At 66.0% G+C, this 20,334-nt stretch carries 19 protein-coding genes; 9 read left to right on the forward strand and 10 right to left on the reverse strand.

Translation table 11 applies throughout. The features are described 5' to 3' along the window. Nucleotide 1: 1 nt before the first annotated feature. The 4 genes from KEC55_RS13180 to KEC55_RS13195 form a co-directional block, all read right to left on the reverse strand. Nucleotides 2-952, reverse strand: a complete 951-nt coding sequence (locus tag KEC55_RS13180) for a branched-chain amino acid ABC transporter permease (RefSeq protein WP_006488946.1) — start codon at nucleotides 950-952, stop codon at nucleotides 2-4. A gap of 211 nt (nucleotides 953-1,163) precedes the next feature. Next, nucleotides 1,164-1,838, reverse strand: coding sequence for an amino acid-binding protein (locus KEC55_RS13185; protein ID WP_282505805.1), 675 nt, complete (start codon nucleotides 1,836-1,838; stop codon nucleotides 1,164-1,166). 269 nt (nucleotides 1,839-2,107) lie between these two features. Beyond that, nucleotides 2,108-3,088, reverse strand: coding sequence for a 4-hydroxy-3-methylbut-2-enyl diphosphate reductase (gene ispH / locus KEC55_RS13190; RefSeq protein WP_011352949.1), 981 nt, complete (start codon nucleotides 3,086-3,088; stop codon nucleotides 2,108-2,110). A gap of 2 nt (nucleotides 3,089-3,090) precedes the next feature. Then, nucleotides 3,091-3,546, reverse strand: a complete 456-nt coding sequence (locus KEC55_RS13195) for an FKBP-type peptidyl-prolyl cis-trans isomerase (protein WP_006488950.1) — start codon at nucleotides 3,544-3,546, stop codon at nucleotides 3,091-3,093. Between the two features lie 135 nt (nucleotides 3,547-3,681). On the opposite strand from KEC55_RS13195, the gene radC reads away from it, so the two are divergent. From radC to nadB, 4 genes are all read left to right on the forward strand, one after another. Next, entirely contained in the window at nucleotides 3,682-4,455 is a 774-nt protein-coding gene (gene radC / locus KEC55_RS13200; protein WP_282505806.1) for a RadC family protein, read from the forward strand. A gap of 237 nt (nucleotides 4,456-4,692) precedes the next feature. Next, nucleotides 4,693-4,926 (forward strand): 50S ribosomal protein L28, encoded by a 234-nt coding sequence (gene rpmB / locus KEC55_RS13205; RefSeq protein ID WP_004186391.1) that lies wholly within the window; start codon nucleotides 4,693-4,695, stop codon nucleotides 4,924-4,926. Nucleotides 4,927-4,943: 17 nt separating this feature from the next. Further along, nucleotides 4,944-5,111, forward strand: a complete 168-nt coding sequence (gene rpmG / locus KEC55_RS13210; RefSeq protein WP_006478046.1) for a 50S ribosomal protein L33 — start codon at nucleotides 4,944-4,946, stop codon at nucleotides 5,109-5,111. Between the two features lie 160 nt (nucleotides 5,112-5,271). Continuing rightward, nucleotides 5,272-6,858: an L-aspartate oxidase gene (nadB, locus tag KEC55_RS13215; protein ID WP_176050682.1), complete on the forward strand. Its 1,587-nt coding sequence runs from the start codon at nucleotides 5,272-5,274 to the stop codon at nucleotides 6,856-6,858. A 99-nt stretch (nucleotides 6,859-6,957) separates the two neighbouring features. Here the strand turns inward: nadB and nadC are convergent, their stop codons facing one another. The 6 genes from nadC to purN all read right to left on the reverse strand — a co-directional run bounded on the left by nadC (nucleotide 6,958) and on the right by purN (nucleotide 13,984). Further along, the gene (nadC, locus tag KEC55_RS13220) at nucleotides 6,958-7,839 is read right to left on the reverse strand and encodes a carboxylating nicotinate-nucleotide diphosphorylase (RefSeq protein WP_282505807.1); all 882 of its coding nucleotides are present in this window, start codon (nucleotides 7,837-7,839) and stop codon (nucleotides 6,958-6,960) included. Continuing rightward, nucleotides 7,836-8,972 carry a quinolinate synthase NadA gene (gene nadA, locus KEC55_RS13225; protein WP_282505808.1) on the reverse strand — a complete coding sequence of 379 codons (1,137 nt, stop codon included), beginning with the start codon at nucleotides 8,970-8,972 and terminating at the stop codon, nucleotides 7,836-7,838. Before nadA ends, nadC begins: the two co-directional genes overlap by 4 nt. A gap of 268 nt (nucleotides 8,973-9,240) precedes the next feature. Continuing rightward, nucleotides 9,241-10,437, reverse strand: a complete 1,197-nt coding sequence (locus KEC55_RS13230) for a DesA family fatty acid desaturase (protein WP_176050685.1) — start codon at nucleotides 10,435-10,437, stop codon at nucleotides 9,241-9,243. Between the two features lie 221 nt (nucleotides 10,438-10,658). Then, a complete protein-coding gene (locus tag KEC55_RS13235) occupies nucleotides 10,659-12,041 on the reverse strand; it encodes a mechanosensitive ion channel family protein (RefSeq protein ID WP_282505809.1) in 1,383 nt (460 codons plus the stop codon). 18 nt (nucleotides 12,042-12,059) lie between these two features. Next, entirely contained in the window at nucleotides 12,060-13,325 is a 1,266-nt protein-coding gene (locus KEC55_RS13240) for an RsmB/NOP family class I SAM-dependent RNA methyltransferase (RefSeq protein WP_282505810.1), read from the reverse strand. Beyond that, a complete protein-coding gene (gene purN, locus KEC55_RS13245) occupies nucleotides 13,322-13,984 on the reverse strand; it encodes a phosphoribosylglycinamide formyltransferase (protein WP_282505811.1) in 663 nt (220 codons plus the stop codon). Before purN ends, KEC55_RS13240 begins: the two co-directional genes overlap by 4 nt. A 122-nt stretch (nucleotides 13,985-14,106) precedes the next feature. Here purN and KEC55_RS13250 point away from each other — a divergent pair, with 122 nt between their 5' ends. The 5 genes from KEC55_RS13250 to dut all read left to right on the forward strand — a co-directional run bounded on the left by KEC55_RS13250 (nucleotide 14,107) and on the right by dut (nucleotide 20,323). Then, nucleotides 14,107-15,099, forward strand: coding sequence for a bifunctional riboflavin kinase/FAD synthetase (locus KEC55_RS13250; RefSeq protein WP_059233405.1), 993 nt, complete (start codon nucleotides 14,107-14,109; stop codon nucleotides 15,097-15,099). 102 nt (nucleotides 15,100-15,201) lie between these two features. Next, entirely contained in the window at nucleotides 15,202-18,039 is a 2,838-nt protein-coding gene (ileS, locus tag KEC55_RS13255; RefSeq protein ID WP_282505812.1) for an isoleucine--tRNA ligase, read from the forward strand. A 2-nt stretch (nucleotides 18,040-18,041) separates the two neighbouring features. Continuing rightward, nucleotides 18,042-18,542, forward strand: coding sequence for a signal peptidase II (gene lspA / locus KEC55_RS13260; protein WP_282505813.1), 501 nt, complete (start codon nucleotides 18,042-18,044; stop codon nucleotides 18,540-18,542). 67 nt (nucleotides 18,543-18,609) lie between these two features. Continuing rightward, nucleotides 18,610-19,821: a bifunctional phosphopantothenoylcysteine decarboxylase/phosphopantothenate--cysteine ligase CoaBC gene (gene coaBC, locus KEC55_RS13265; protein ID WP_282505814.1), complete on the forward strand. Its 1,212-nt coding sequence runs from the start codon at nucleotides 18,610-18,612 to the stop codon at nucleotides 19,819-19,821. A 55-nt stretch (nucleotides 19,822-19,876) separates the two neighbouring features. Continuing rightward, nucleotides 19,877-20,323, forward strand: coding sequence for a dUTP diphosphatase (dut, locus tag KEC55_RS13270; protein WP_021160741.1), 447 nt, complete (start codon nucleotides 19,877-19,879; stop codon nucleotides 20,321-20,323). Nucleotides 20,324-20,334 lie beyond the last annotated feature (11 nt).

Genomic DNA, 20,334 nt, shown 5'->3' on the forward strand with positions numbered 1-20,334 from the left:
GTTACGCGCGATCCGCGACCCGTTCGCCCAGCAGGCCCGACGGACGGAACACCAGCACGATGATCAGCACGATGAAGGCGAACACGTCCTGGTAGTTACTGCCGAACACGCCGCCCGTGAGGTTGCCGATGTAGCCGGCCCCGAGCTGCTCGATCAGGCCGAGCAGCACGCCGCCGACCATCGCACCGCCGAGGTTGCCGATCCCGCCCAGCACCGCCGCCGTGAACGCCTTCATGCCGGGGATGAAGCCCATGTAGAAGTGCACGTTGCCGTATTCGGACGCGATCATCACGCCGGCCAGCGCGGCGAGCGCGGAGCCGATCATGAACGTCGCGGAGATCACGAAGTTCGGGTTCACGCCCATCAGGCTCGCGGTGTTCGGGCTTTCGGCGATCGCGCGCATCGCGCGGCCGAGCTTGGTCTTGTGCACGAGCAGCAGCAGGCCGCCCATCACGATGAACGCAACGGCGATGATCACGATTTCAGTGACCGAGATCACGGCGCCGGGCGTCGTGTCGGTCGCCTTGATCACGTTGATCGGATCGGTCGGCAGCAATTGCGGGAACGGCAGCGGGTTGCGCGACCAGATGATCATCGCGGCGGTCTGCAGCAGGATCGACACGCCGATGGCGGTGATCAGCGGTGCGAGACGCGGTGCGCGGCGCAGCGGCCGGTATGCGACGCGTTCGATCGTGAAGCCGACGAACGCACAGACGACCGCGGCGATGCCCAGGCCGATCGTCAGCGTCGCGACGTTGCCGAGTCCGGGGAAATGGTTCTGCAGCACGGTAATGGCCGACAGGGCGACCATCGCGCCGATCATCAGCACGTCGCCGTGCGCGAAGTTGATGATGCCGAGAATGCCGTACACCATCGTGTAGCCCAACGCGATGATGGCGTAGACACTGCCGAGCACCAGCCCGTTGAGAACCTGCTGGACGAAAATATCCATTTAAAGCTCCTTGGCCCGTGCTGCCGGAGGACGTTGCGCCCCGCGGGTAAGCGAGGAATCGCGCCTTCTCGGCGACACTGCGAGTACTAGTCGATACCGGTAAGGGTGGATCGTCCCGGCGCGCGCCGCCCGGCCTGTACGGCCGGACCTGCCGCCGGAGCGGATACAAAAACGGCACCGCACTGTCCCGGTGCCGTCATGAGTCCCGTCGCTAAATCGTCACGACATCGAGGACGGTGTTCGTGGCCTCCTTGAAGTCGTGGGACAGCATGCCGAGACGGCCTTCGTCCGGTTTCCCGGCATCCGTGCCTTGGCCCGTCCGACGCGACGCAAGCGCCACACCCGGACGGATCGGATTCCGCGCCGCGCCGCCCGCCGGGGCATTGCGCAAGCCGCACCCGACATTCGTCAGGACTGCGTCGGAATCCGTCGTACGAACCAGACCGCGCGCCAGGACCCGACCGGTCGTGGCGGCACGCTGTTTCATCGAATTGAAATGAAGGGGGGCCGGTGACATCTGCGCGTCGCCTGCAGCGCCGCGACCGGCCGGCATCCGTCGATCGGCGCGTACGGTCACCGTCGCGCCACGATCGGCGGCTTGCCGCGACGCAACCGGCATGCCCGCTGCCGGACCGTTCGTCACGCCAAGCGCGTTGATTTCGTCAATCGTCAAACGTGCCCCGTATTCCTTGTCGTTGCCCAATTGCGCGATACGGCACGCCGACGGCGCCGCACGACCGGTTCCGGCGACGCGCACGCCGCTGGCCGGCGGTGCCGCGAACGCCGCAGCCTCCCTGCCCGCCCCGTCGTCGCTCTTTTTGCTGCATCCGGCAAGCATTGCAACCGGTACGGCGACGGACTCGGCGTAAGCCAACTTCACATGCATTGAATGGTCTCCCGCGCCTTGCCAAAACCCGATTTCAAAGCCATTCCGGCTTGAAAACGGGCGCATTGTAACTCCATTTATAGGACGCCAATAATCCTGATTCGATGGGGTTTTCCTGCATTGCAACCAATTTTGAGAGGCAGTTAGGAACGAACGGAGCAACCGGGTTGCACCACGACGGCGAATAATGGTTGCGATTACAATTTCGAAACGCAAAAAAAAGCGCGCCGGGAGGCGCGCTTTGGTGTTCCGCGGGTGCGATGCGGCAATCAGGCGGCGGGCGGCAGGTTCAACCCGCGCGGCAGCGGAAACGACACGTTTTCCTCGATGCCGTCGAGCGCGCGGACATTGCGCACGCCGAGTTCGCGCAGCCGCGCGATCACGGCCTGGGCGAGCACTTCCGGCGCCGACGCGCCGGCCGTCACGCCGATGCGGCGCTTGCCGGCGACCCATGCCGGATCGATCTGGTCGGGTGCATCGACCATGTACGCGTCCACACCGCGCTTCTCGGCCACTTCACGCAGGCGGCTCGAATTCGAGCTGTTCGGGCTGCCGACGACGATCACGACATCGCACTGCGGCGCCATGAACTTCACCGCGTCCTGGCGGTTCTGCGTCGCGTAGCAGATGTCCTGCTTCTTCGGCTCGCGAATTTTCGGATACTTCGCCTTCAGCGCCCCGATGATCTCCGCGGCGTCGTCGACGGACAGCGTCGTCTGCGTGACGAGCGCGATGCGCTCGGGATCGGCGAGCTCGAGCTTCTGCACGTCCTCGACGCTCTCGACGAGATGCATGCCGCGCTCGACCTGCCCCATCGTGCCTTCGACTTCAGGGTGGCCCTTGTGCCCGATCATGACGATGTCGACGCCGTCCTGGCGCATCTTCGCCACTTCGACGTGCACCTTCGTGACGAGCGGGCAGGTTGCGTCGTAAATGCGCAGCCCGCGCACGTCGGCCTCGTCGCGCACGGCCTTCGACACGCCGTGCGCACTGAAGATCACGGTGTTGCCGGCCGGCACTTCCTCGAGTTCCTCGACGAAGATCGCGCCTTTCTTCTTCAGATCCTCGACCACGTACTTGTTGTGGACGATCTCGTGACGGACGTAGATCGGCGCACCGTGCATCGCGATTGCGCGCTCGACGATCTCGATCGCGCGGTCGACGCCCGCACAGAAGCCGCGCGGCTGGGCCAGCAGGATTTCGGCATCGGCCGCGACGGTCTGCCCGGACAGCGTATCGGTGGTGCTCATGATTACAGGATTCCGATGATTTTCACTTCGAACGTGAGCGCCTGGCCCGCGAGCGGATGATTGAAGTCGAACAGCGCCGAGGTCTCGCTGACTTCCTTCAGCACCCCCGCGTACCGGCCGCCGTCAGGCGCGTTGAACTCGATCAGCTCGCCCGGCGTGAAATCGTCGCCGACCATCCCGTTCTCGCGCAGCGTCGACAGCGTCACGCGCTGGAGCATGTCGGGATTACGGGGACCGAACCCTTGATCGGGGGCTAGCTGAAAAGTCGAATGGTCGCCGACCCGGAGCCCGAGCAGAATCTGTTCAAGCGAGGGCGCCAGTTGCCCCGCGCCCAGCAGCAGCGTGGCCGGCTTGTCGGAGAAGGTGTTGACGATGTCGGCGCCGTCGGCCAGTGCCAGCCGGTAATGCAACGTGACATGGGAACCGGGCTTCACTTCGGATAGATCGATGAGGCTCATGAATTACTCGTTCGGTCGGCGCCCGATACGGCCGAATGGCCCGGCGCAAAGCCAATATTGTAAGTCACCTGAGCGCGCAAGGCGGAAAGTGCGACGACGTCGCGCATACCGCCCTGCCGCCAATGGAGTTCGAGCATGACGTCACCCTGCCTCGCCCTGTCGCCGGTCGAATGCTGCGACACCACCGATGCGCCGGCCAATCCGCCGGGCCGTGTCCTACCGATCCGCCCGCGCAAGCGCCGCACCGGCGACTGGCGGCCCGAGCGGCCGCGCGAGCGATTGCTGGAGCGCGGGCCGGCCGCGCTGACCGACGACGAACTGATCGCGCTGCTGCTCGGCACGGGCAAGCCCGGGCACGATGTATTCGTCACTGCCCGCGCACTGGTCGGTCAGTTCAAGACGTTACGCGGGCTGCTCGAAGCGAGCACCGACGATTTCGAGGCACACCCCGGCATCGGCCCCGCGCGCGCCGCACGGCTGGCCGCAATCGTCGAGATCGCGCGGCGCGTGCTGAACGAGAAGGCGCAGGTACGGACGCCGATCGACTCACCCCGGGCCGTCGAGGATTGCCTGCGGCTGAGGATCGGCTCTCGTGCGCACGAAGTGTTCATCGCGGTGTATCTCGATGCGCGCAACGGCCTGATCGACATGGAGGAAATCACGCGCGGCTCGCTCACGCGCATGGCCGTCTACCCGCGCGAGATCGTGCGACGCGCGATGATGCACAACGCCGCGTCGCTGATCGTCGCGCACAACCATCCGTCGGGCGCCGTGCAGCCGAGCGCGGAGGACCGTCGCCTGACCCGCGTGCTGAAAGACGCGCTCGAACTCGTCGACGTGCGGCTGCTCGACCACGTCGTCGTCGGCGTCGATGACACTTTTTCGTTCGCACGTGCCGGTTGGCTGTAGACTGTGCCGCGGCAGCCCACCCCGGGGCGCCGCAACGACGTAGCGAAATTAGGTTTGATTTTTCTGAACTTTTTCTGCTAGAATCGTCGTCTGTCTTTTTTCCAACCAGTTCTAGCCATCGAAGGGCCTTGTCTGTAAGGGCTACGGCGTTCTGAGTGCAGCCATGGATCACGTGGCGGTGCGATGGAACCTTCACCGGCGATCGAACCCCGAATTTAGCGTATTAGGAGTGCTCTCATGGCACGCGTATGCCAAGTAACTGGGAAAGCGCCGATGAGCGGCAACAACGTTTCCCACGCCAACAACAAGACCAAGCGTCGCTTCCTGCCGAACCTGCAAAACCGCCGGTTCTGGGTTGAGAGCGAAAACCGCTGGGTGCGCCTGCGCGTCTCGAACGCCGGCCTGCGCCTGATCGACAAGAACGGCATCGATTCCGTGCTCGCTGACCTGCGCGCACGCGGCGAAGCCTAAGCCCAAGGAGCACAATCATGGCAAAAGGCGCCCGCGACAAGATCAAGCTTGAGTCGACCGCTGGTACGGGTCACTTCTACACGACCACGAAGAACAAGCGCAACATGCCGGAAAAGATGGCGATCAAGAAGTTCGATCCCGTCGTCCGCAAGCATGTGGAATACAAAGAAACCAAGATCAAGTAATCTCCGGTTTCTGCCAGCCTGACGGCAACCGAAAAGCCCCGCTCCTGCGGGGCTTTTTGTTTTGCGCGCACGCTCGGGCCCGACGCGGTATGCTCTCCCCTTTCCGCGGCCCTGGCCGCCGGAACGCACAAGATCAAAAGCGTAACGATGGAGATGCAGCATGAAATTCGACGTGGCGATCGTCGGCAGCGGCCTGGCAGGGCTGTCGGTCGCACTCAACCTGGCCAGCACGCGACGTGTCGCGCTGATCGCGAAACGTTCGATGATGGAGGGGGCAAGCGATAACGCGCAAGGCGGCATCGCGGCGGTCCTCGACTCGGCGGACAGTATCGAGAACCATGTCGACGACACACTGGTCGCCGGTGGCGGGCTGTGCGACGAAGGCGCGACGCGCTACATCGTCGAGCACGGCCGCGAAGCGATCGAATGGCTGATCTCGCAAGGCGTGCCGTTCACGAAGGACGACGCGGCCGAACTCGGCTTTCACCTGACGCGTGAAGGCGGCCACAGCCACCGCCGCATCATCCACGCGGCCGACGCGACCGGCCACGCGGTGCTGGCGACGCTGTCGGAGCGTGCACGCCAGCATCCGAATATCACGTTCTTCGAAAACCACCACGCGATCGACCTGATCACGTCGGACCGGCTCGGCCTGCCCGGCCGCCGCTGTCACGGCCTGTATGCGCTCGACGTCGACCACGACCGCACGATCACGATCGAGGCGCCGCATACGGTGCTCGCCACGGGCGGCGCCGGCAAGGTCTATCTGTACACGACGAATCCCGACACCGCGACCGGCGACGGCATCGCGATGGCGTGGCGCGCGGGCTGCCGCGTGTCGAACATGGAATTCATCCAGTTCCACCCGACCTGCCTGTTCCACCCGTATGCAAAGTCGTTCCTGATTTCGGAAGCCGTGCGCGGCGAAGGCGGCCTGCTGAAGCTGCCCGACGGCACGCGCTTCATGCCCGCGCACGATCCGCGTGCCGAGCTCGCCCCGCGCGACATCGTCGCGCGCGCGATCGACTTCGAGATCAAGAAGCGCGGGATCGACTGCGTGTATCTCGACATCAGCCATCAGCCGGAAGCGTTCCTGCGCGAACACTTCCCGACGATCCACGCGCGCTGCCTCGAATTCGGCATCGACATCGCGAAAGAGCCGATCCCCGTCGTGCCGGCCGCGCACTACACGTGCGGCGGCGTCGTCACCGATCTCGCCGGGCGTACCGATCTCGCGGGCCTGTATGCGGTCGGCGAAACGTCGTACACGGGGCTGCACGGCGCGAACCGGCTCGCGAGCAACTCGCTGCTCGAATGTCTCGTGATCGGCCGCGCAGCCGCCGAAGCGATCGAGGCGGCCGGCTTCGACGCCGAAACACCGTCCACGCTGCCCGCATGGGACGAAAGCCGCGTGTCGGATGCCGACGAGGAAGTCGTCGTCGCGCACAACTGGGACGAACTGCGCCGCCTGATGTGGAACTACGTCGGCATCGTGCGCACCGACAAGCGCCTCGAACGCGCCAAGCACCGGCTGTCGCTGCTGCGCGACGAAATCCACGAGTACTACGCGAATTTCCGCGTGACGCGCGACCTGCTGGAACTGCGCAACCTCGTCGACGTGGCGACGCTGATCGTGAAGAGCGCGCACTCGCGCCGCGAAAGCCGCGGGCTGCACTACAGCCGCGACTGGCCGCACTCGCTGCCGAAAGCATTGCCGAGCGTGCTCACGCCGCGCGCGCGCCGCTGAGCGACACCCCTTCCCGGCCGCGGCCGGGTCACGCACAAGAAAAAAGCCGCTGGCGTTTGCGCGCCAACGGCTTTTTTTGTCTGACTGGACGATGTTCCGTCAGTCGACGATCCGCATCGAATAGTCGGTCGCGCGCACGTCCTTCGTCAGCGCGCCGATCGAGATGCGATCGACGCCCGTTTCCGCGAACGCTCGCACCGTCTCGAAATTGACGCCGCCCGACACTTCGAGCACGGCCTTGCCGGCCGCCACGCGTACGGCTTCACGCATCATGTCGAGTGTGAAGTTGTCGAGCAGCACCGACTGCGCGCGATGCGCGAGCGCCGTGTCGAGCTGCGCGAGCGTCTCGACTTCGACCTGCACGGGCACGCCCGATTCCAGCGCGAATGCCGCATCGAGCGCTTCGCCGACACCGCCTGCCGCCGCGATGTGGTTCTCCTTGATCAGGATGCCGTCGTACAGCGCAAGACGCTGGTTCTCGCCGCCGCCGACGCGCACCGCATACTTCTGCGCGAGCCGCAGGCCCGGCAGCGTCTTGCGCGTATCAAGGATCTTCGTGCGCGTGCCTTCGACGCGATCGACGTAGCGGCGCGTCGCGGTCGCGACGCCGGACAGCAGCTGCAGGAAGTTCAGCCCGTTGCGCTCGGCCGTCAGCAGTGCGCGCGCCGGCCCGTCGAGTTCGCAGACGATCGAATCGGGCGTCATGCGTTCGCCCTCGCGATAGCGCCATTGCACGGTGATCGACGGATCGATCCGGGCGATCACGGCCTCGAACCAGGGCACGCCGCACAGCACAGCTTCTTCGCGCACGATAATGCGCGCGCGGCGGCGCCCGCCGGCCGGCACGAGCCGCCCGGTCTGGTCGCCGGCGCCGACGTCTTCCGCGATCGCGTCGGCCACGTTGCGCACGATCGCGTCGTCGAACGCCGCGCCGTATTGCTCACGAACGATGTCGAACAGCGGGGATACTGCCTCGCTCATGCGGCCCCCACGTTCGCAAACAATTGCTGGTCGCGCTGCAGATCGCCGCTCGCCTGCACGCGCTTCTTGTGCGCGGCCGCGAATTCGAGCATCCGGTCGATCGGCAAACGCGCACGCTGGCCGATCGCGGGATCGACGAAGATCTCGTTGTGACCGCGCTCGAGCACGTCGGCGAGGTTCGCGAGGCCGTTCATCGCCATCCACGGGCAGTGCGCGCAGCTCTTGCAGGTCGCGCTGTTGCCGGCCGTCGGCGCGGCGATGAAGGTCTTGCCGGGCGCCGCGAGCTGCATCTTGTGCAGGATGCCGAGATCGGTCGCGACGATGAAGTGCGTGGCATCGAACTTGACCGCCGCATCGATCAGTTGCGTGGTCGAGCCGACGACATCGGCCTGCGCGACGACGTTTTCCGGCGATTCGGGATGGACGAGCACCTTCGCGTCCGGGTATTCGGCGCGCAGCAGGTCGAGCTCGATGCCCTTGAACTCGTCGTGGACGAGGCACGAGCCTTGCCAGAGCAACATGTCCGCGCCGGTTTTTTTCTGGATATAGCTGCCGAGATGGCGATCGGGCGCCCAGATGATCTTTTCGCCGCGTGCGTGCAGGTCGGCCACGATCTCGAGGCCGATCGACGACGTGACCATCCAGTCCGCGCGCGCCTTCACGGCCGCACTGGTGTTTGCGTAGACGACGACGGTGCGATCCGGATGGGCATCGCAGAACGCCGAGAATTCGTCGACCGGGCAGCCGAGGTCGAGCGAACAGGTCGCGTCGAGATCGGGCATCAGGATCCGTTTGTTCGGGCTCAGGATCTTCGCGGTTTCGCCCATGAAGCGCACGCCGGCGACGACCAGCGTCTGCGCGTCGTGATCGCGGCCGAAGCGTGCCATTTCGAGCGAATCGGCAACGCAGCCGCCCGTTTCGTCGGCCAGCTCCTGCAGCTCGGCATCCACGTAGTAGTGGGCGACCAGCACGGCCTTTTCACGGACGAGCAGCGCCTTGATGCGCGCCTTCAGTGCAGCCCGCTCCTCGGCGGACGGCGTGTCGGGCACCTTGGCCCATGCCTGCCCCACGCCGCACACGGTCCCTGCTGCGACGGGCCGGTCGTACTCGACGGGTTTGATCGTCGATTGCATCTCCATATCTCCTGTCGACCAGAGTTAGCGCTTTAGCGCTTACTTTGGTCCCATGCTTCGCGGTCGACCAGAGTTAGCGCCTTAGCGCTTACTCGGGTCCCATGCTTCGCGGACGACCAGAGTTAGCGCCTTGGCACTGGCTCCAGCCCCGTCTCCTCTGGTCATACAAATTCCGCCCTGCCGACGTCCATCAAAAACCGGCGGCCCAAATGAAAAAACCCCGCCAACGCGGGGTTTGTGACGTCCTGAGATTCTAATCGATTTCGAATCAGGCGTAGCGGCGCAGGCGCGTCGCGAATTCCTGCAACGCCTTGATGCCGCTTTGTTCTGCGCGATGGCACCAATCCTGCAATTGCGCGAGAAGCTGTTCGCGCGACGCGGTCGAACGATCCCAGATCGCGGCCAGATCCTGGCGCAGCTGGAAGTACGTATGCAGCTTCTGGCTGTTCGCGAAGATTTCCGGCAGCAGCTTCTTCTGCGGCTCGTCGAGGCCGTCGGCGTCCTTGTGGAACCACTTGCGCGCGCCGCGCATCAGCTGGTACTTCTCGCTCGAGCCGAGTTCCTTCAGGTGCGCGAGCTCCTGCGCATACGCACGCTTCACGGCCTTGCCGTAGCGCGCCATCACTTCGTAGCGGTTCGACAGCACGGCCTGCAGCGTTTCCTGGTCGAGCACCGTCTTCGGCTTGTTCAGGCGCGGGGTCGGCGCGACCTTCTTCACCTTCGCAAGACCGAACGCCGACATGATGCGGATGTACATCCAGCCGATGTCGAACTCGTACCACTTGTTCGACAGCTTCGCCGACGTCGCGAACGTATGGTGGTTGTTGTGCAGCTCTTCGCCGCCGATCACGATGCCCCACGGGAACAGGTTCGTGCTCGCGTCAGCCGAGTTGAAGTTGCGATAACCCCAGAAGTGACCGAAGCCGTTGACGACGCCAGCCGCCCAGAACGGAATCCAGACCATCTGCACGGCCCACACGGTGAGGCCGAGCACGCCGAACAGCGCGACGTCGATCACCATCATGATGCTGATGCCGAGAATCGGGTACTTCGAATAGACATTGCGCTCAACCCAGTCGCTCGGCGTGCCGTGACCGAACTTGCGCATCGTCTCTTCGTTCTTCGCTTCCGCGCGATACAGTTCCGCGCCTTCGAGGAACACCTTCCAGATGCCGCGCGTCTGCGGGCTGTGCGGATCTTCCTCGGTCTCGCACTTCGCATGGTGCTTGCGGTGAATCGCGGCCCACTGACCCGTCAGCATGCCGGTCGTCATCCACAGCCACAGGCGGAAGAAGTGGCTCGCGATCGGATGCAGTTCCAGCGCACGGTGCGCCTGGCAGCGGTGCAGATAGACCGTCACGCCGATGATCGTGACGTGCGTGACGGCGAGCGCGAACAGCGCGACCTGCCACCACGAAAAATGCAGGAGCCCGTGGGAAAGAAAATCGAGCAGGGAATTCAACAAGGCAGGTACCTGTGATGAGAGCGACACCGGCTCGCGCCGAGCGTCAGAAAAATGAAAGCATACCGCGTACAGACTTGAATTTTACTTCAACCGTTCCAAGTCTTTGTAAAAAATGAATATTTTCTTGCCCTGGCGCAACTGGAGCAGTCCACGGGCGGACTTGGAAAGGCCCGCGATCCGGTTCCGGTCGCGGGGTCAAACCATTTGACGGCCGGTGCGCGCTACGCAGCCGGTGCGCGCCCGTCCGCCGCACCGTTCACGGCCGCCGGATCGAGCCCGGCCGTCGCACCCGCGGCGGAAAAACCGTCCGGCAATCCGACCACACGCACCTCTCGCTGCGGGAACGGAATCGAAATCCCGTGCTCGCTGAACAGCCGCCAGATGTTGCGGTTCACGGTCGAACGCACGCCCGACGTGCCTTTCGCGGAATCCTCGATCCAGAAGCCAAGCTCCAGGTCGATCCCGTCCGCACCGAAACTCACCAGATACGGCGTCGGCGCGGGCTCCGCCAGCACGCGCGGCACGCCCTTCGCCGCGTCGGCGAGCAGCGCAAGCGCGTGCTCGACGTCGCTCGTGTACGCGACCTGCACCGCGACCTTCGCATAGCCCCGCGTCAGGTACGACGACTGGTTCTGCACGACGTCGGTGATCAGCTTCTCGTTCGGGATCAGCGTCTCGTTGCCGTCGAGCCCGCGCACGACCGTATAGCGCGTGCGGATCTGCGTGACGATGCCCTGCAGCCCGCCGACGCTGATCGCGTCGCCAAGCCGCAGCGAGCGGTCGAGCAGGATGATGAAGCCCGACACGTAGTTGCTCGCGATCTTCTGCAGCCCGAAACCGAGGCCGACACCCACCGCACCGCCGAACACGCCGAGCACCGTCACGTCGATGCCGACCAGCGACAGCCCGATCAGGATCGCCGCGAACACGAGCAGCGCGCGGCCGACCCGCGACAGCACGACCTTCAGGTTCGCGTCGAGCGTGCTCGCGCGGGTGAGGCGATCCTCGAGCACCGAGCCGAGCCACATCGCGACCATCAGCGTCACGCACACCCACAGCGCGCCCGAGATCAGCGACAGCAGCGTGAGGTGCGCATTGGCGACGCGGAACTGCACGCTGTCGAGCCAGCCGAGCACGTCGCGCTGGATGCCGAGCACGGTCAGCACCATCGCGGCCCACACGACGGTCGACACGATCTTCTCGACGATCGACAGCCACGCATGCGTGTGGCCGTCGCGCGCGAACACGCGCCGCGCGAAGAAGAACAGCACGTAGATCAACCCGATGCCGAACAGCGGCACGAGCGCGAGCGACAGCAGCGACGTCGACATGAACGGGTCGAACGCGAGTTGCGCGGCGCCGACGAAGACACTGCCGAACAACGGGAACAACGCGCGCTTCAGGCTTTGCGCACCCGCACCGGGCGCGCGGCCGGCTGCCCGGCGGCGCGCATCGATGCGGCCGTGCACGAAGCGCGCGGTCACCCATGCGAAACACAGCGCGCCGACCAGGATCGCCGCCTGCCAGATCATCACCGGCTGGTGGAAGTCACGAATGACCGATGCCAGCCGGTGCGACAGCAGGCGGCTCTGCAGATTTTCCATCGTCCGTCCGGGCCGCCGTTACTGCGCGGCGCGCCGTTCGAGCACCGCGGCGAAGAAGCCGTCGGTCGCGTGACGATGCGGCCACAGCGACAGGTAGTCGCCCATCTCGAGCTCGATGCGCTGCTCAGCCAGCACCTGCTGCGCCGGCACCAGCACGAATTCGGGATGATCGGCCAGGAACTGCTCGACGATCCGCTCGTTCTCGGCATCGAGCACGCTGCAGGTCGCGTACACAAGCCGGCCGCCCTTCTTCACGAGGCGCGCGGCGCTCGCGAGGATCGACGCCTGCTTCGGCGTCAGCTCGTCGATCGCCGTACGCGTCTGACGCCACTTCAGGTCAGGATTGCGGCGCAGCGTGCCGAGGCCGCTGCACGGCGCATCGACCAGCACGCGGTCGATCTTGCCGGCGAGCCGCTTGATCTTCGCATCGTGCTCGCTGTCGATCAGCACCGGGTTCACGTTCGACAGCCCGCTGCGCGCGAGGCGCGGCTTCAGCTTCGCGAGGCGCTTTTCCGACACGTCGAACGCATAGAGGCGCCCGGTCGAGCGCATCATCGCGCCCAGCGCGAGCGTCTTGCCGCCAGCACCCGCACAGAAATCGACGATCATCTCGCCGCGGCGCGGCGCGACGAGCGAGCACAGCAGCTGGCTGCCTTCGTCCTGCACCTCGATCTGGCCTTCCTCGAACAGCTTCAGGCGCGTCAGCGCCGGCTTGCCGACGACACGCACGCCGAACGGCGCGAACGGCATCGCACCCGCATCGATGCCGTTCGCACGCAGCGCGTCGATCACCTGGTCGCGGGTCGCCTTCTGCGCGTTGGCGCGCAGGTCGAGCGGCGCCGGGTAGTTCAGCGCGGCGGCGAGCTGCGCGAGTTCCTCGGCGTCGAATCGGGCCGACAGCGCCTGGTGGATCCAGTCGGGCAGGTTCGTGCGCACGCGCACCGGCAGGCTCGCCGGATCGATCTTCGACACGTGCTCGAGCCACGCGGACTCGGTGTCGGACAAAAACGGCCTCAGCGCGTTGCGGCCGGCCGTCTGCATCAGGCCGAGCAGCGTGAGACGCCGCGCGGGCGTGCCCGTGCCGCTCTCGGCCAGGTGCGAAAACTCCATCTTGCGGCGCAGCACCGCGAAGACGGCCTCGGCGATCACGCCGCGCTCGGCATGCCCGAGCTTCGGGTGCGCGCGGAAGAACCGGCTCGTCGTCGCGTCGGCGGGGCCGGCGAACTTCAGCACCTCGGCCAGCAAGGTCTCGGTCTGGCCAATCAGGAATCCGTGCAGCTTCATACGCCCTCACTCGTTTCGGTATGCGGTTGATCCGCGAAAATCCAGCGTGCTTCTTCCGGCGCCACGACGGCACGGCCGTTCTCGAGGCGCAAGCGCCCCTCGACGAACCAGCGCACCGCGCGCGGATACAGCACATGCTCGACGGTCAGCACGCGCTGCGCGAGCGCGGCCGCGTCGTCGCCCGCGCGCACGGGCACCGCGCCCTGCGCGACGATCGCGCCGCTGTCGAGCTCGGGAATGACGAAATGCACGCTCGCGCCATGCAGCGCGACGCCCGCGTCGAGCGCCTGCTGATGCGTATGGATGCCCTTGAAGCTCGGCAGCAGCGACGGATGGATGTTCAGCAGCCGGCCTTCGTATCGTCTGACGAATGCGGGCGTGAGGATGCGCATGAAGCCGGCGAGGACGACGAGATCGGGGGCGAAACGGTCGATCTCGGCGGCGAGCGCCGCGTCGAAGCTGTCGCGGCCGTCGAACGACCGGTGGTCAACCACCGCCGTCGCCACCCCGTGCGACGCGGCAAAAGCCAGCCCGCCCGCATCGGGCCGGTTGGCGATCACGGCGGCAATCTCGGCCGGCCAGCGTTCCTGCGCGCACGCGCGAACGATGGCCTCCATGTTGCTGCCGCGACCGGAAATCAGGATCACGAGTTTTTTCATCCGCGAATTTTACCATTCGCCCCCGCGTTTCCCGCCTTCTCGGCCGCCGACCCGTCCGAACGTTTATAATCTTCTGCTTTGCGGCATCCCACCGCCCATTCCCCGACGCTGCATCCGCTATCGTGAAAGTCTTCCGCGGCCTGCCCAACGCCGAGAGCCGCGCCCCGTGCGCGCTGACGATCGGCAACTTCGACGGTGTCCATCGCGGCCACCAGGCCCTGCTCGCGCGCGTGCGCGCGGCAGCGGACGCACGCGGCCTGCCCGTGTGCGTGATGACGTTCGAGCCGCACCCGCGCGAATTCTTCAACCCGGCCGGCGCGCCGCCGCGCATCGCGATGCTGCGCGACAAGCTCGAGGCGCTGCGCGATCACGGTGTCGACCGCGTCGTCGTCGAGCACTTCAACCATACGTTCGCGAGCCAGTCGCCGCAGGCGTTCGTCGAGCGCACGCTGGTGAACGGGTTGCACACCCGCTGGATGATGGTCGGCGACGATTTCTGCTACGGCGCGAAGCGCGCAGGCACCTTCGACACGCTGAAGGCGGCCGGCGAGCAGCACGGCTTCGAAGTCGAGCAGATGGGCACGGTGGCCGGCAGCGATGGCACACGCATCTCCAGCTCGGGCGTGCGCGCGGCGCTTGCGGCCGGCGATCTCGATGCGGCCGCGCAGGCGCTCGGCCACGGCTATGCGATCAGCGGCCACGTCGCGCACGGGCTGAAGCTCGGCCGCGACCTCGGTTTCCCGACGCTGAACCTGCCGATTGCGCACAAACGACCGGCGCTCGCGGGCATCTTCGTCGTTCAAGTGCACGGCCTCGGCCCCGAGCCGCTGCCGGGCGTCGCGAGCCTCGGCCTGCGCCCGACCGTCGACGATTCGGGCCGTGTGCTGCTCGAAGTCCACCTGCTCGACTGGCACGGCGACGCGTACGGCAAGCTCATCCGCGTCGAATTCCTGAAGAAGCTGCGCGACGAGGCGAAATTCGACGATCTCGAGGCGCTGTCGCGCGCGATCGCACTGGACGTCGCGAATGCGCGCGCGTACTTCATCGAGCGCGACCGTGCGCCGGGCAGCCGCGCCACGGGCTTCTCGACGTCGGCCACCGACCGAATTAGCTGATCCGGACGGCGGCGCCTGGCGCCGCACCCTCGCGCCGCCCACTCGCGCGCATCCCCGATTCACGACGCCCGAGCGTCTCCCGATTTAGATAGCGATCCCATCATGAGCAACAAGAAAGCCGATTCGAAACCGCAGGCCAAGTATCCGGTCAACCTGCTCGACACGCCGTTCCCGATGCGCGGCGACCTGCCCAAGCGCGAGCCGCAATGGGTCAAGGAATGGGAAGAGCGCGGCCTCTACGAGAAGATCCGCGCAGCCAGCAAGGGCCGGCCGAAGTTCATCCTGCACGACGGCCCGCCGTATGCGAACGGCGACATCCACCTCGGCCACGCGGTCAACAAGATCCTGAAGGACATCGTCGTCAAGTCGCGCAACATGGCCGGCTTCGATGCGCCGTACGTGCCGGGCTGGGATTGCCACGGGATGCCGATCGAAATCCAGATCGAGAAGCAATTCGGCAAGTCGCTGCCGGCGGCCGAAGTGATGAGCAAGGCGCGCGCGTACGCGACCGAGCAGATCGAGAAGCAGAAGGTCGGCTTCAAGCGCCTCGGCGTGCTCGGCGACTGGGCCAACCCGTACAAGACGATGAACTTCGTCAACGAGGCGGAAGAGATCCGCGCGCTCGGCAAGATCATCGAGAAGGGCTATGTCTATCGCGGGCTGAAGCCGGTGAACTGGTGCTTCGACTGCGGCTCGGCGCTCGCCGAAGCGGAAGTCGAATACAAGGACCGCACCGATCCGACGATCGACGTGATGTTCGCGTTCGCGGAACCGGAAAAGACGGCGCAGGCATTCGGCCTGGCGGCGCTGCCGCGCGCCGAAGGCGGCATCGTGATCTGGACCACCACGCCGTGGACGATCCCGGCGAACCAGGCGCTGAACCTCCATCCGGAAATCGTCTACGCGCTGGTCGACACCGAGCGCGGGCTGCTGATCATCGCGGAAGAACGCGTCGAAGCCTGCATGACCGACTTCAAGCTGACGGGCCGCGTCGTCGCGACCGCGCCGGGCGTGAAGCTCGCCAACCTGCGCTTCCACCACCCGCTCGCCTCTGCCCACCCCGGCTACAAGCGTACGGCGCCCGTCTACCTCGGCGACTACGTGACGACCGACACCGGTACCGGCGTCGTGCACTCGTCGCCCGCATACGGTATCGAAGACTTCATGTCGTGCAAGGCGCACGGGATGACCGATTCGGACTTCATCAACCCGGTGATGGGCGACGGCCGCTATATCGAATCGCTGCCGCTGTTCGGCGGCCTGTCGATCTGGGATGCCAATCCGAAGATCGTCGAGGCGCTGAACGCGGCCGGCTCGCTGCTGCGCAGCGAGAAGTACACGCACAGCTACATGCACTGCTGGCGCCACAAGACGCCGATCATCTACCGCGCGACGTCGCAATGGTTCGCCGGCATGGACGTGACGCCGCGCGACGGCGGCAAGACGCTGCGCGAAACGGCGCTCGAAGGCGTCGATGCGACTGCGTTCTACCCGTCGTGGGGCAAGCAGCGCCTGTTCAGCATGATCGCGAACCGTCCCGACTGGACGCTGTCGCGCCAGCGCCAGTGGGGCGTGCCGATGGCGTTCTTCGTGCACAAGGAAACCGGCGAGCTGCACCCGCGCACGCTGGAACTGCTCGAGGAAGTCGCGAAGCGTGTCGAGCAGTCGGGCATCGAGGCATGGCAGTCGCTCGACCCGCGCGAGCTGATCGGCGACGACGCGAACCTGTACGAAAAGAACCGCGACACGCTCGACGTGTGGTTCGACTCGGGCACGACGCACTGGCACGTGCTGCGCGGCTCGCACAAGGATCAGCTGCAATTCCCGGCCGACCTGTACCTCGAAGGCTCGGACCAGCACCGCGGCTGGTTCCATTCGTCGCTGCTGACCGCGTCGATGATCGACGGCCGCGCGCCGTACAAGGGCCTGCTCACGCACGGCTTCACGGTCGACGGCGAAGGCCGCAAGATGAGCAAGTCGCTCGGCAACGGCATCGACCCGCATGAAGTCGCGAACCGCCTCGGCGCGGAAATCATCCGCCTGTGGATCGCATCGACCGACTACTCGGGCGAACTCGCGATCTCCGAGGAAATCCTGAAGCGCGTGACCGAAGGCTATCGCCGCATCCGCAACACGCTGCGCTTCCTGCTCGCGAACCTGTCCGATTTCGACTTCGCGCAGCACGCAGTGCCGGTCGAGGAATGGCTCGAGATCGATCGCTATGCGGTTGCGTTCTCGCAGCAGCTGCAGACGGAACTGCTCGGCCACTACGAGCGGTACGAATTCCACCCGGTCGTCGCGAAGCTGCAGACCTACTGCTCGGAAGATCTCGGCGGCTTCTACCTCGACGTGCTGAAGGACCGCCTGTACACGAGCGCGGCCGATTCGCGCGCACGCCGTTCCGCGCAGACCGCGCTGTACCACCTGACGCACGGCCTGCTGCGCGTGCTCGCGCCGTTCCTGTCGTTCACGGCCGAGGAAGCGTGGAAGGTGTTCCAGCCGGCCAGCGACACGATCTTCACGGAAACCTACTACGCGTACCCGGAAGTCGCCGGCTCGGCCGCGCTGATCGAGAAGTGGGCGCTGCTGCGCGATGTGCGCGGCAACGTGACGAAGGCGCTCGAGGAAGCGCGCACCGCGAACCGCATCGGTTCGTCGCTGCAGGCCGAAGTCGCCGTGCATGCGAGCGGCGCGCGTTACAACGCGCTCACGAGCCTCGGCGATGATCTCAAGTTCGTGCTGATCACGTCGGCCGCGACGGTCGTCAAGGTCGACGACGAAGCACAGGAAAGCGTCGACGTAGCCGCGTCGAAGTACCAGAAGTGCGAACGCTGCTGGCACTACCGCGAAGATGTCGGCGCGCACGCCGATCATCCGACGCTGTGCGGCCGCTGCTTCTCCAACCTGTTCGAAAACGGCGAAATCCGGAGCGCTGCATAAATATGGCGAAGACCCTGTCGAAACCGGCCAGCGGCGCGCTTGCGCCCTGGCTCGGCATTTCGCTGATCGTGATCCTGTTCGACCAGCTGTCGAAGATCTCGATCCTGAAGACGTTCGCTTACGGCGCGCAGCACGAGCTGACGTCGTTCTTCAACCTCGTGCTGGTGTACAACCGCGGCGCGGCGTTCGGCTTCCTGTCGACCGCCGGCGGCTGGCAGCGCTGGGCGTTCACCGCGCTCGGCATCGCCGCGACGCTTGTGATCTGCTTCCTGCTGAAGCGCCACGGCCAGCAGCGGCTGTTCAGCCTGTCGCTCGCGCTGATCCTCGGCGGCGCGCTCGGCAACGTGATCGACCGGCTCGTCTACGGTCACGTGATCGACTTCCTCGATTTCCATCTCGGCGCCTGGCACTTCCCGGCGTTCAACCTCGCCGATTCCGCAATCACGGTCGGCGCGGTGCTACTGATCTACGACGAGCTGCGTCGCGTGCGCGGCTCGCGCTAAGCGCGCATACTCGGCGTCGACGGCCGGCTTCGCGCCGGCCGTTCCGTTTGACCCTTGGAGGCCTGAGTTGGCACACGCAGAACTCGCAGGAAAACACCTCGTTCTCGGCCTGACGGGCGGCATCGCCTGCTACAAGATCGCCGAGCTCACGCGGTTGCTCGTGAAGGCCGGCGCGACCGTGCAGGTCGCGATGACCGAAGCGGCCACCCAGTTCATCACGCCCGTGACGATGCAGGCGCTGTCGGGCCGGCCCGTCTATACGAGCCAGTGGGACGCGCGCATCGACAACAACATGGCGCACATCGACCTGTCGCGCGAAGCCGACGCGATCGTGATCGCGCCCGCGTCGACGGACTTCCTCGCGAAGCTCGCGCACGGGTTCGCGGACGATCTGCTGTCGACGCTGTGCGTCGCACGCGACTGTCCGCTGCTCGTCGTCCCCGCAATGAACCGCCAGATGTGGCAGAACCCGGCCACGCAGCGCAACGCCGCGCAACTGCGCGCGGACGGCGTGTCGGTGCTCGGCCCGGATTCGGGCGCGCAGGCATGCGGCGAAGTCGGCGACGGCCGCATGCTCGAGCCCGAGGCGATCTATGAAGCGATCGTCGCGCACTTCGCGCCGAAGGTGCTCGCGCACCGGCGCGTGCTGATCACGGCCGGGCCGACGTTCGAACCGCTCGACCCCGTGCGTGGCCTCACGAACCGCTCGAGCGGCAAAATGGGCTTCGCGCTCGCGCGCGCCGCGCAACAGGCCGGCGCCGACGTGCATCTCGTCGCGGGGCCGGTCGCGCTCGATACGCCGTGGGGTGTCTATCGCCAGGACGTGCAGACCGCGCAGCAAATGTACGACGCGGTGATGCATGCGGTCGCCGATGCCGACATCTTCATCGCGGTGGCCGCGGTGGCAGACTGGCGCGTCGATCAGCCGGCCGAGCACAAGATGAAGAAGACGGCCGACCGCAAGGTGCCGACGCTCGCGTTCGTCGAGAACCCGGACATCCTCGCGTCGGTCGCGGCGCTGCCCGATCCGCCGTTCTGCGTCGGCTTCGCGGCCGAAAGCGGCGACCTCGACGTGCACGGCGACGAGAAGCGCAAGCGCAAGAACGTGCCGCTGCTGGTCGGCAACCTCGGCCCGCTGACGTTCGGCCGCGACGACAATGAAGTCGTGCTGTTCGAAGCGGCCGGCCTCACGCGCCTGCCGCGCGCACCGAAGGACGAACTCGCGCATGCGCTCGTCGCGGAAATCGCGAAGCGCCTGCCCGACAATCGCCTGATCTGATCACCCGCGCGGCGGCGCGTGTCGCCGCGCCCTTCCCGACCGATTCCACGACCGCATGAAACTCGACCTGAAGATTCTCGACGCGCGCATGCGCGACTACCTGCCCGCCTACGCGACCACCGGCAGCGCGGGCCTCGACTTGCGCGCGTGCCTCGACGCGCCGGTCACGCTGCAACCGGGCGAAACGACGCTCGTGCCGACCGGCCTCGCGATCCACCTCGCCGATCCCGGCTATGCGGCGCTGATCCTGCCGCGCTCGGGCCTCGGCCACAAGCACGGCATCGTGCTCGGCAATCTCGTCGGCCTGATCGACTCCGACTACCAGGGCCAGCTGATGGTCTCGACGTGGAACCGCGGCCAGACCGAGTTCGTGCTGAACCCGTTCGAACGGCTCGCTCAGCTCGTGATCGTGCCGGTCGTGCAGGCGCAGTTCAACATCGTCGACGATTTCGCCGAGAGCGATCGCGGCGAAGGCGGCTTCGGCAGCACCGGCCGCCACTGAGCGGCACTGCA

It is taken from the genome of Burkholderia cepacia, assembly GCF_029962485.1.
Classification (GTDB): domain Bacteria; phylum Pseudomonadota; class Gammaproteobacteria; order Burkholderiales; family Burkholderiaceae; genus Burkholderia.

Excerpts from the sequence above, each read along its gene's own strand:
- KEC55_RS13180 (WP_006488946.1), bottom strand. The coding sequence starts at position 952 with ATGGATATTTTCGTCCAGCAGGTTCTCAACGGGCTGGTGCTCGGCAGT.
- KEC55_RS13185 (WP_282505805.1), bottom strand. The coding sequence starts at position 1,838 with ATGCATGTGAAGTTGGCTTACGCCGAGTCCGTCGCCGTACCGGTTGCA.
- ispH (WP_011352949.1), bottom strand. The coding sequence starts at position 3,088 with ATGAGCACCACCGATACGCTGTCCGGGCAGACCGTCGCGGCCGATGCC.
- KEC55_RS13195 (WP_006488950.1), bottom strand. The coding sequence starts at position 3,546 with ATGAGCCTCATCGATCTATCCGAAGTGAAGCCCGGTTCCCATGTCACG.
- radC (WP_282505806.1), top strand. The coding sequence starts at position 3,682 with ATGACGTCACCCTGCCTCGCCCTGTCGCCGGTCGAATGCTGCGACACC.
- rpmB (WP_004186391.1), top strand. The coding sequence starts at position 4,693 with ATGGCACGCGTATGCCAAGTAACTGGGAAAGCGCCGATGAGCGGCAAC.
- rpmG (WP_006478046.1), top strand. The coding sequence starts at position 4,944 with ATGGCAAAAGGCGCCCGCGACAAGATCAAGCTTGAGTCGACCGCTGGT.
- nadB (WP_176050682.1), top strand. The coding sequence starts at position 5,272 with ATGAAATTCGACGTGGCGATCGTCGGCAGCGGCCTGGCAGGGCTGTCG.
- nadC (WP_282505807.1), bottom strand. The coding sequence starts at position 7,839 with ATGAGCGAGGCAGTATCCCCGCTGTTCGACATCGTTCGTGAGCAATAC.
- nadA (WP_282505808.1), bottom strand. The coding sequence starts at position 8,972 with ATGCAATCGACGATCAAACCCGTCGAGTACGACCGGCCCGTCGCAGCA.
- KEC55_RS13235 (WP_282505809.1), bottom strand. The coding sequence starts at position 12,041 with ATGGAAAATCTGCAGAGCCGCCTGCTGTCGCACCGGCTGGCATCGGTC.
- KEC55_RS13240 (WP_282505810.1), bottom strand. The coding sequence starts at position 13,325 with ATGAAGCTGCACGGATTCCTGATTGGCCAGACCGAGACCTTGCTGGCC.
- purN (WP_282505811.1), bottom strand. The coding sequence starts at position 13,984 with ATGAAAAAACTCGTGATCCTGATTTCCGGTCGCGGCAGCAACATGGAG.
- ileS (WP_282505812.1), top strand. The coding sequence starts at position 15,202 with ATGAGCAACAAGAAAGCCGATTCGAAACCGCAGGCCAAGTATCCGGTC.
- lspA (WP_282505813.1), top strand. The coding sequence starts at position 18,042 with ATGGCGAAGACCCTGTCGAAACCGGCCAGCGGCGCGCTTGCGCCCTGG.
- dut (WP_021160741.1), top strand. The coding sequence starts at position 19,877 with ATGAAACTCGACCTGAAGATTCTCGACGCGCGCATGCGCGACTACCTG.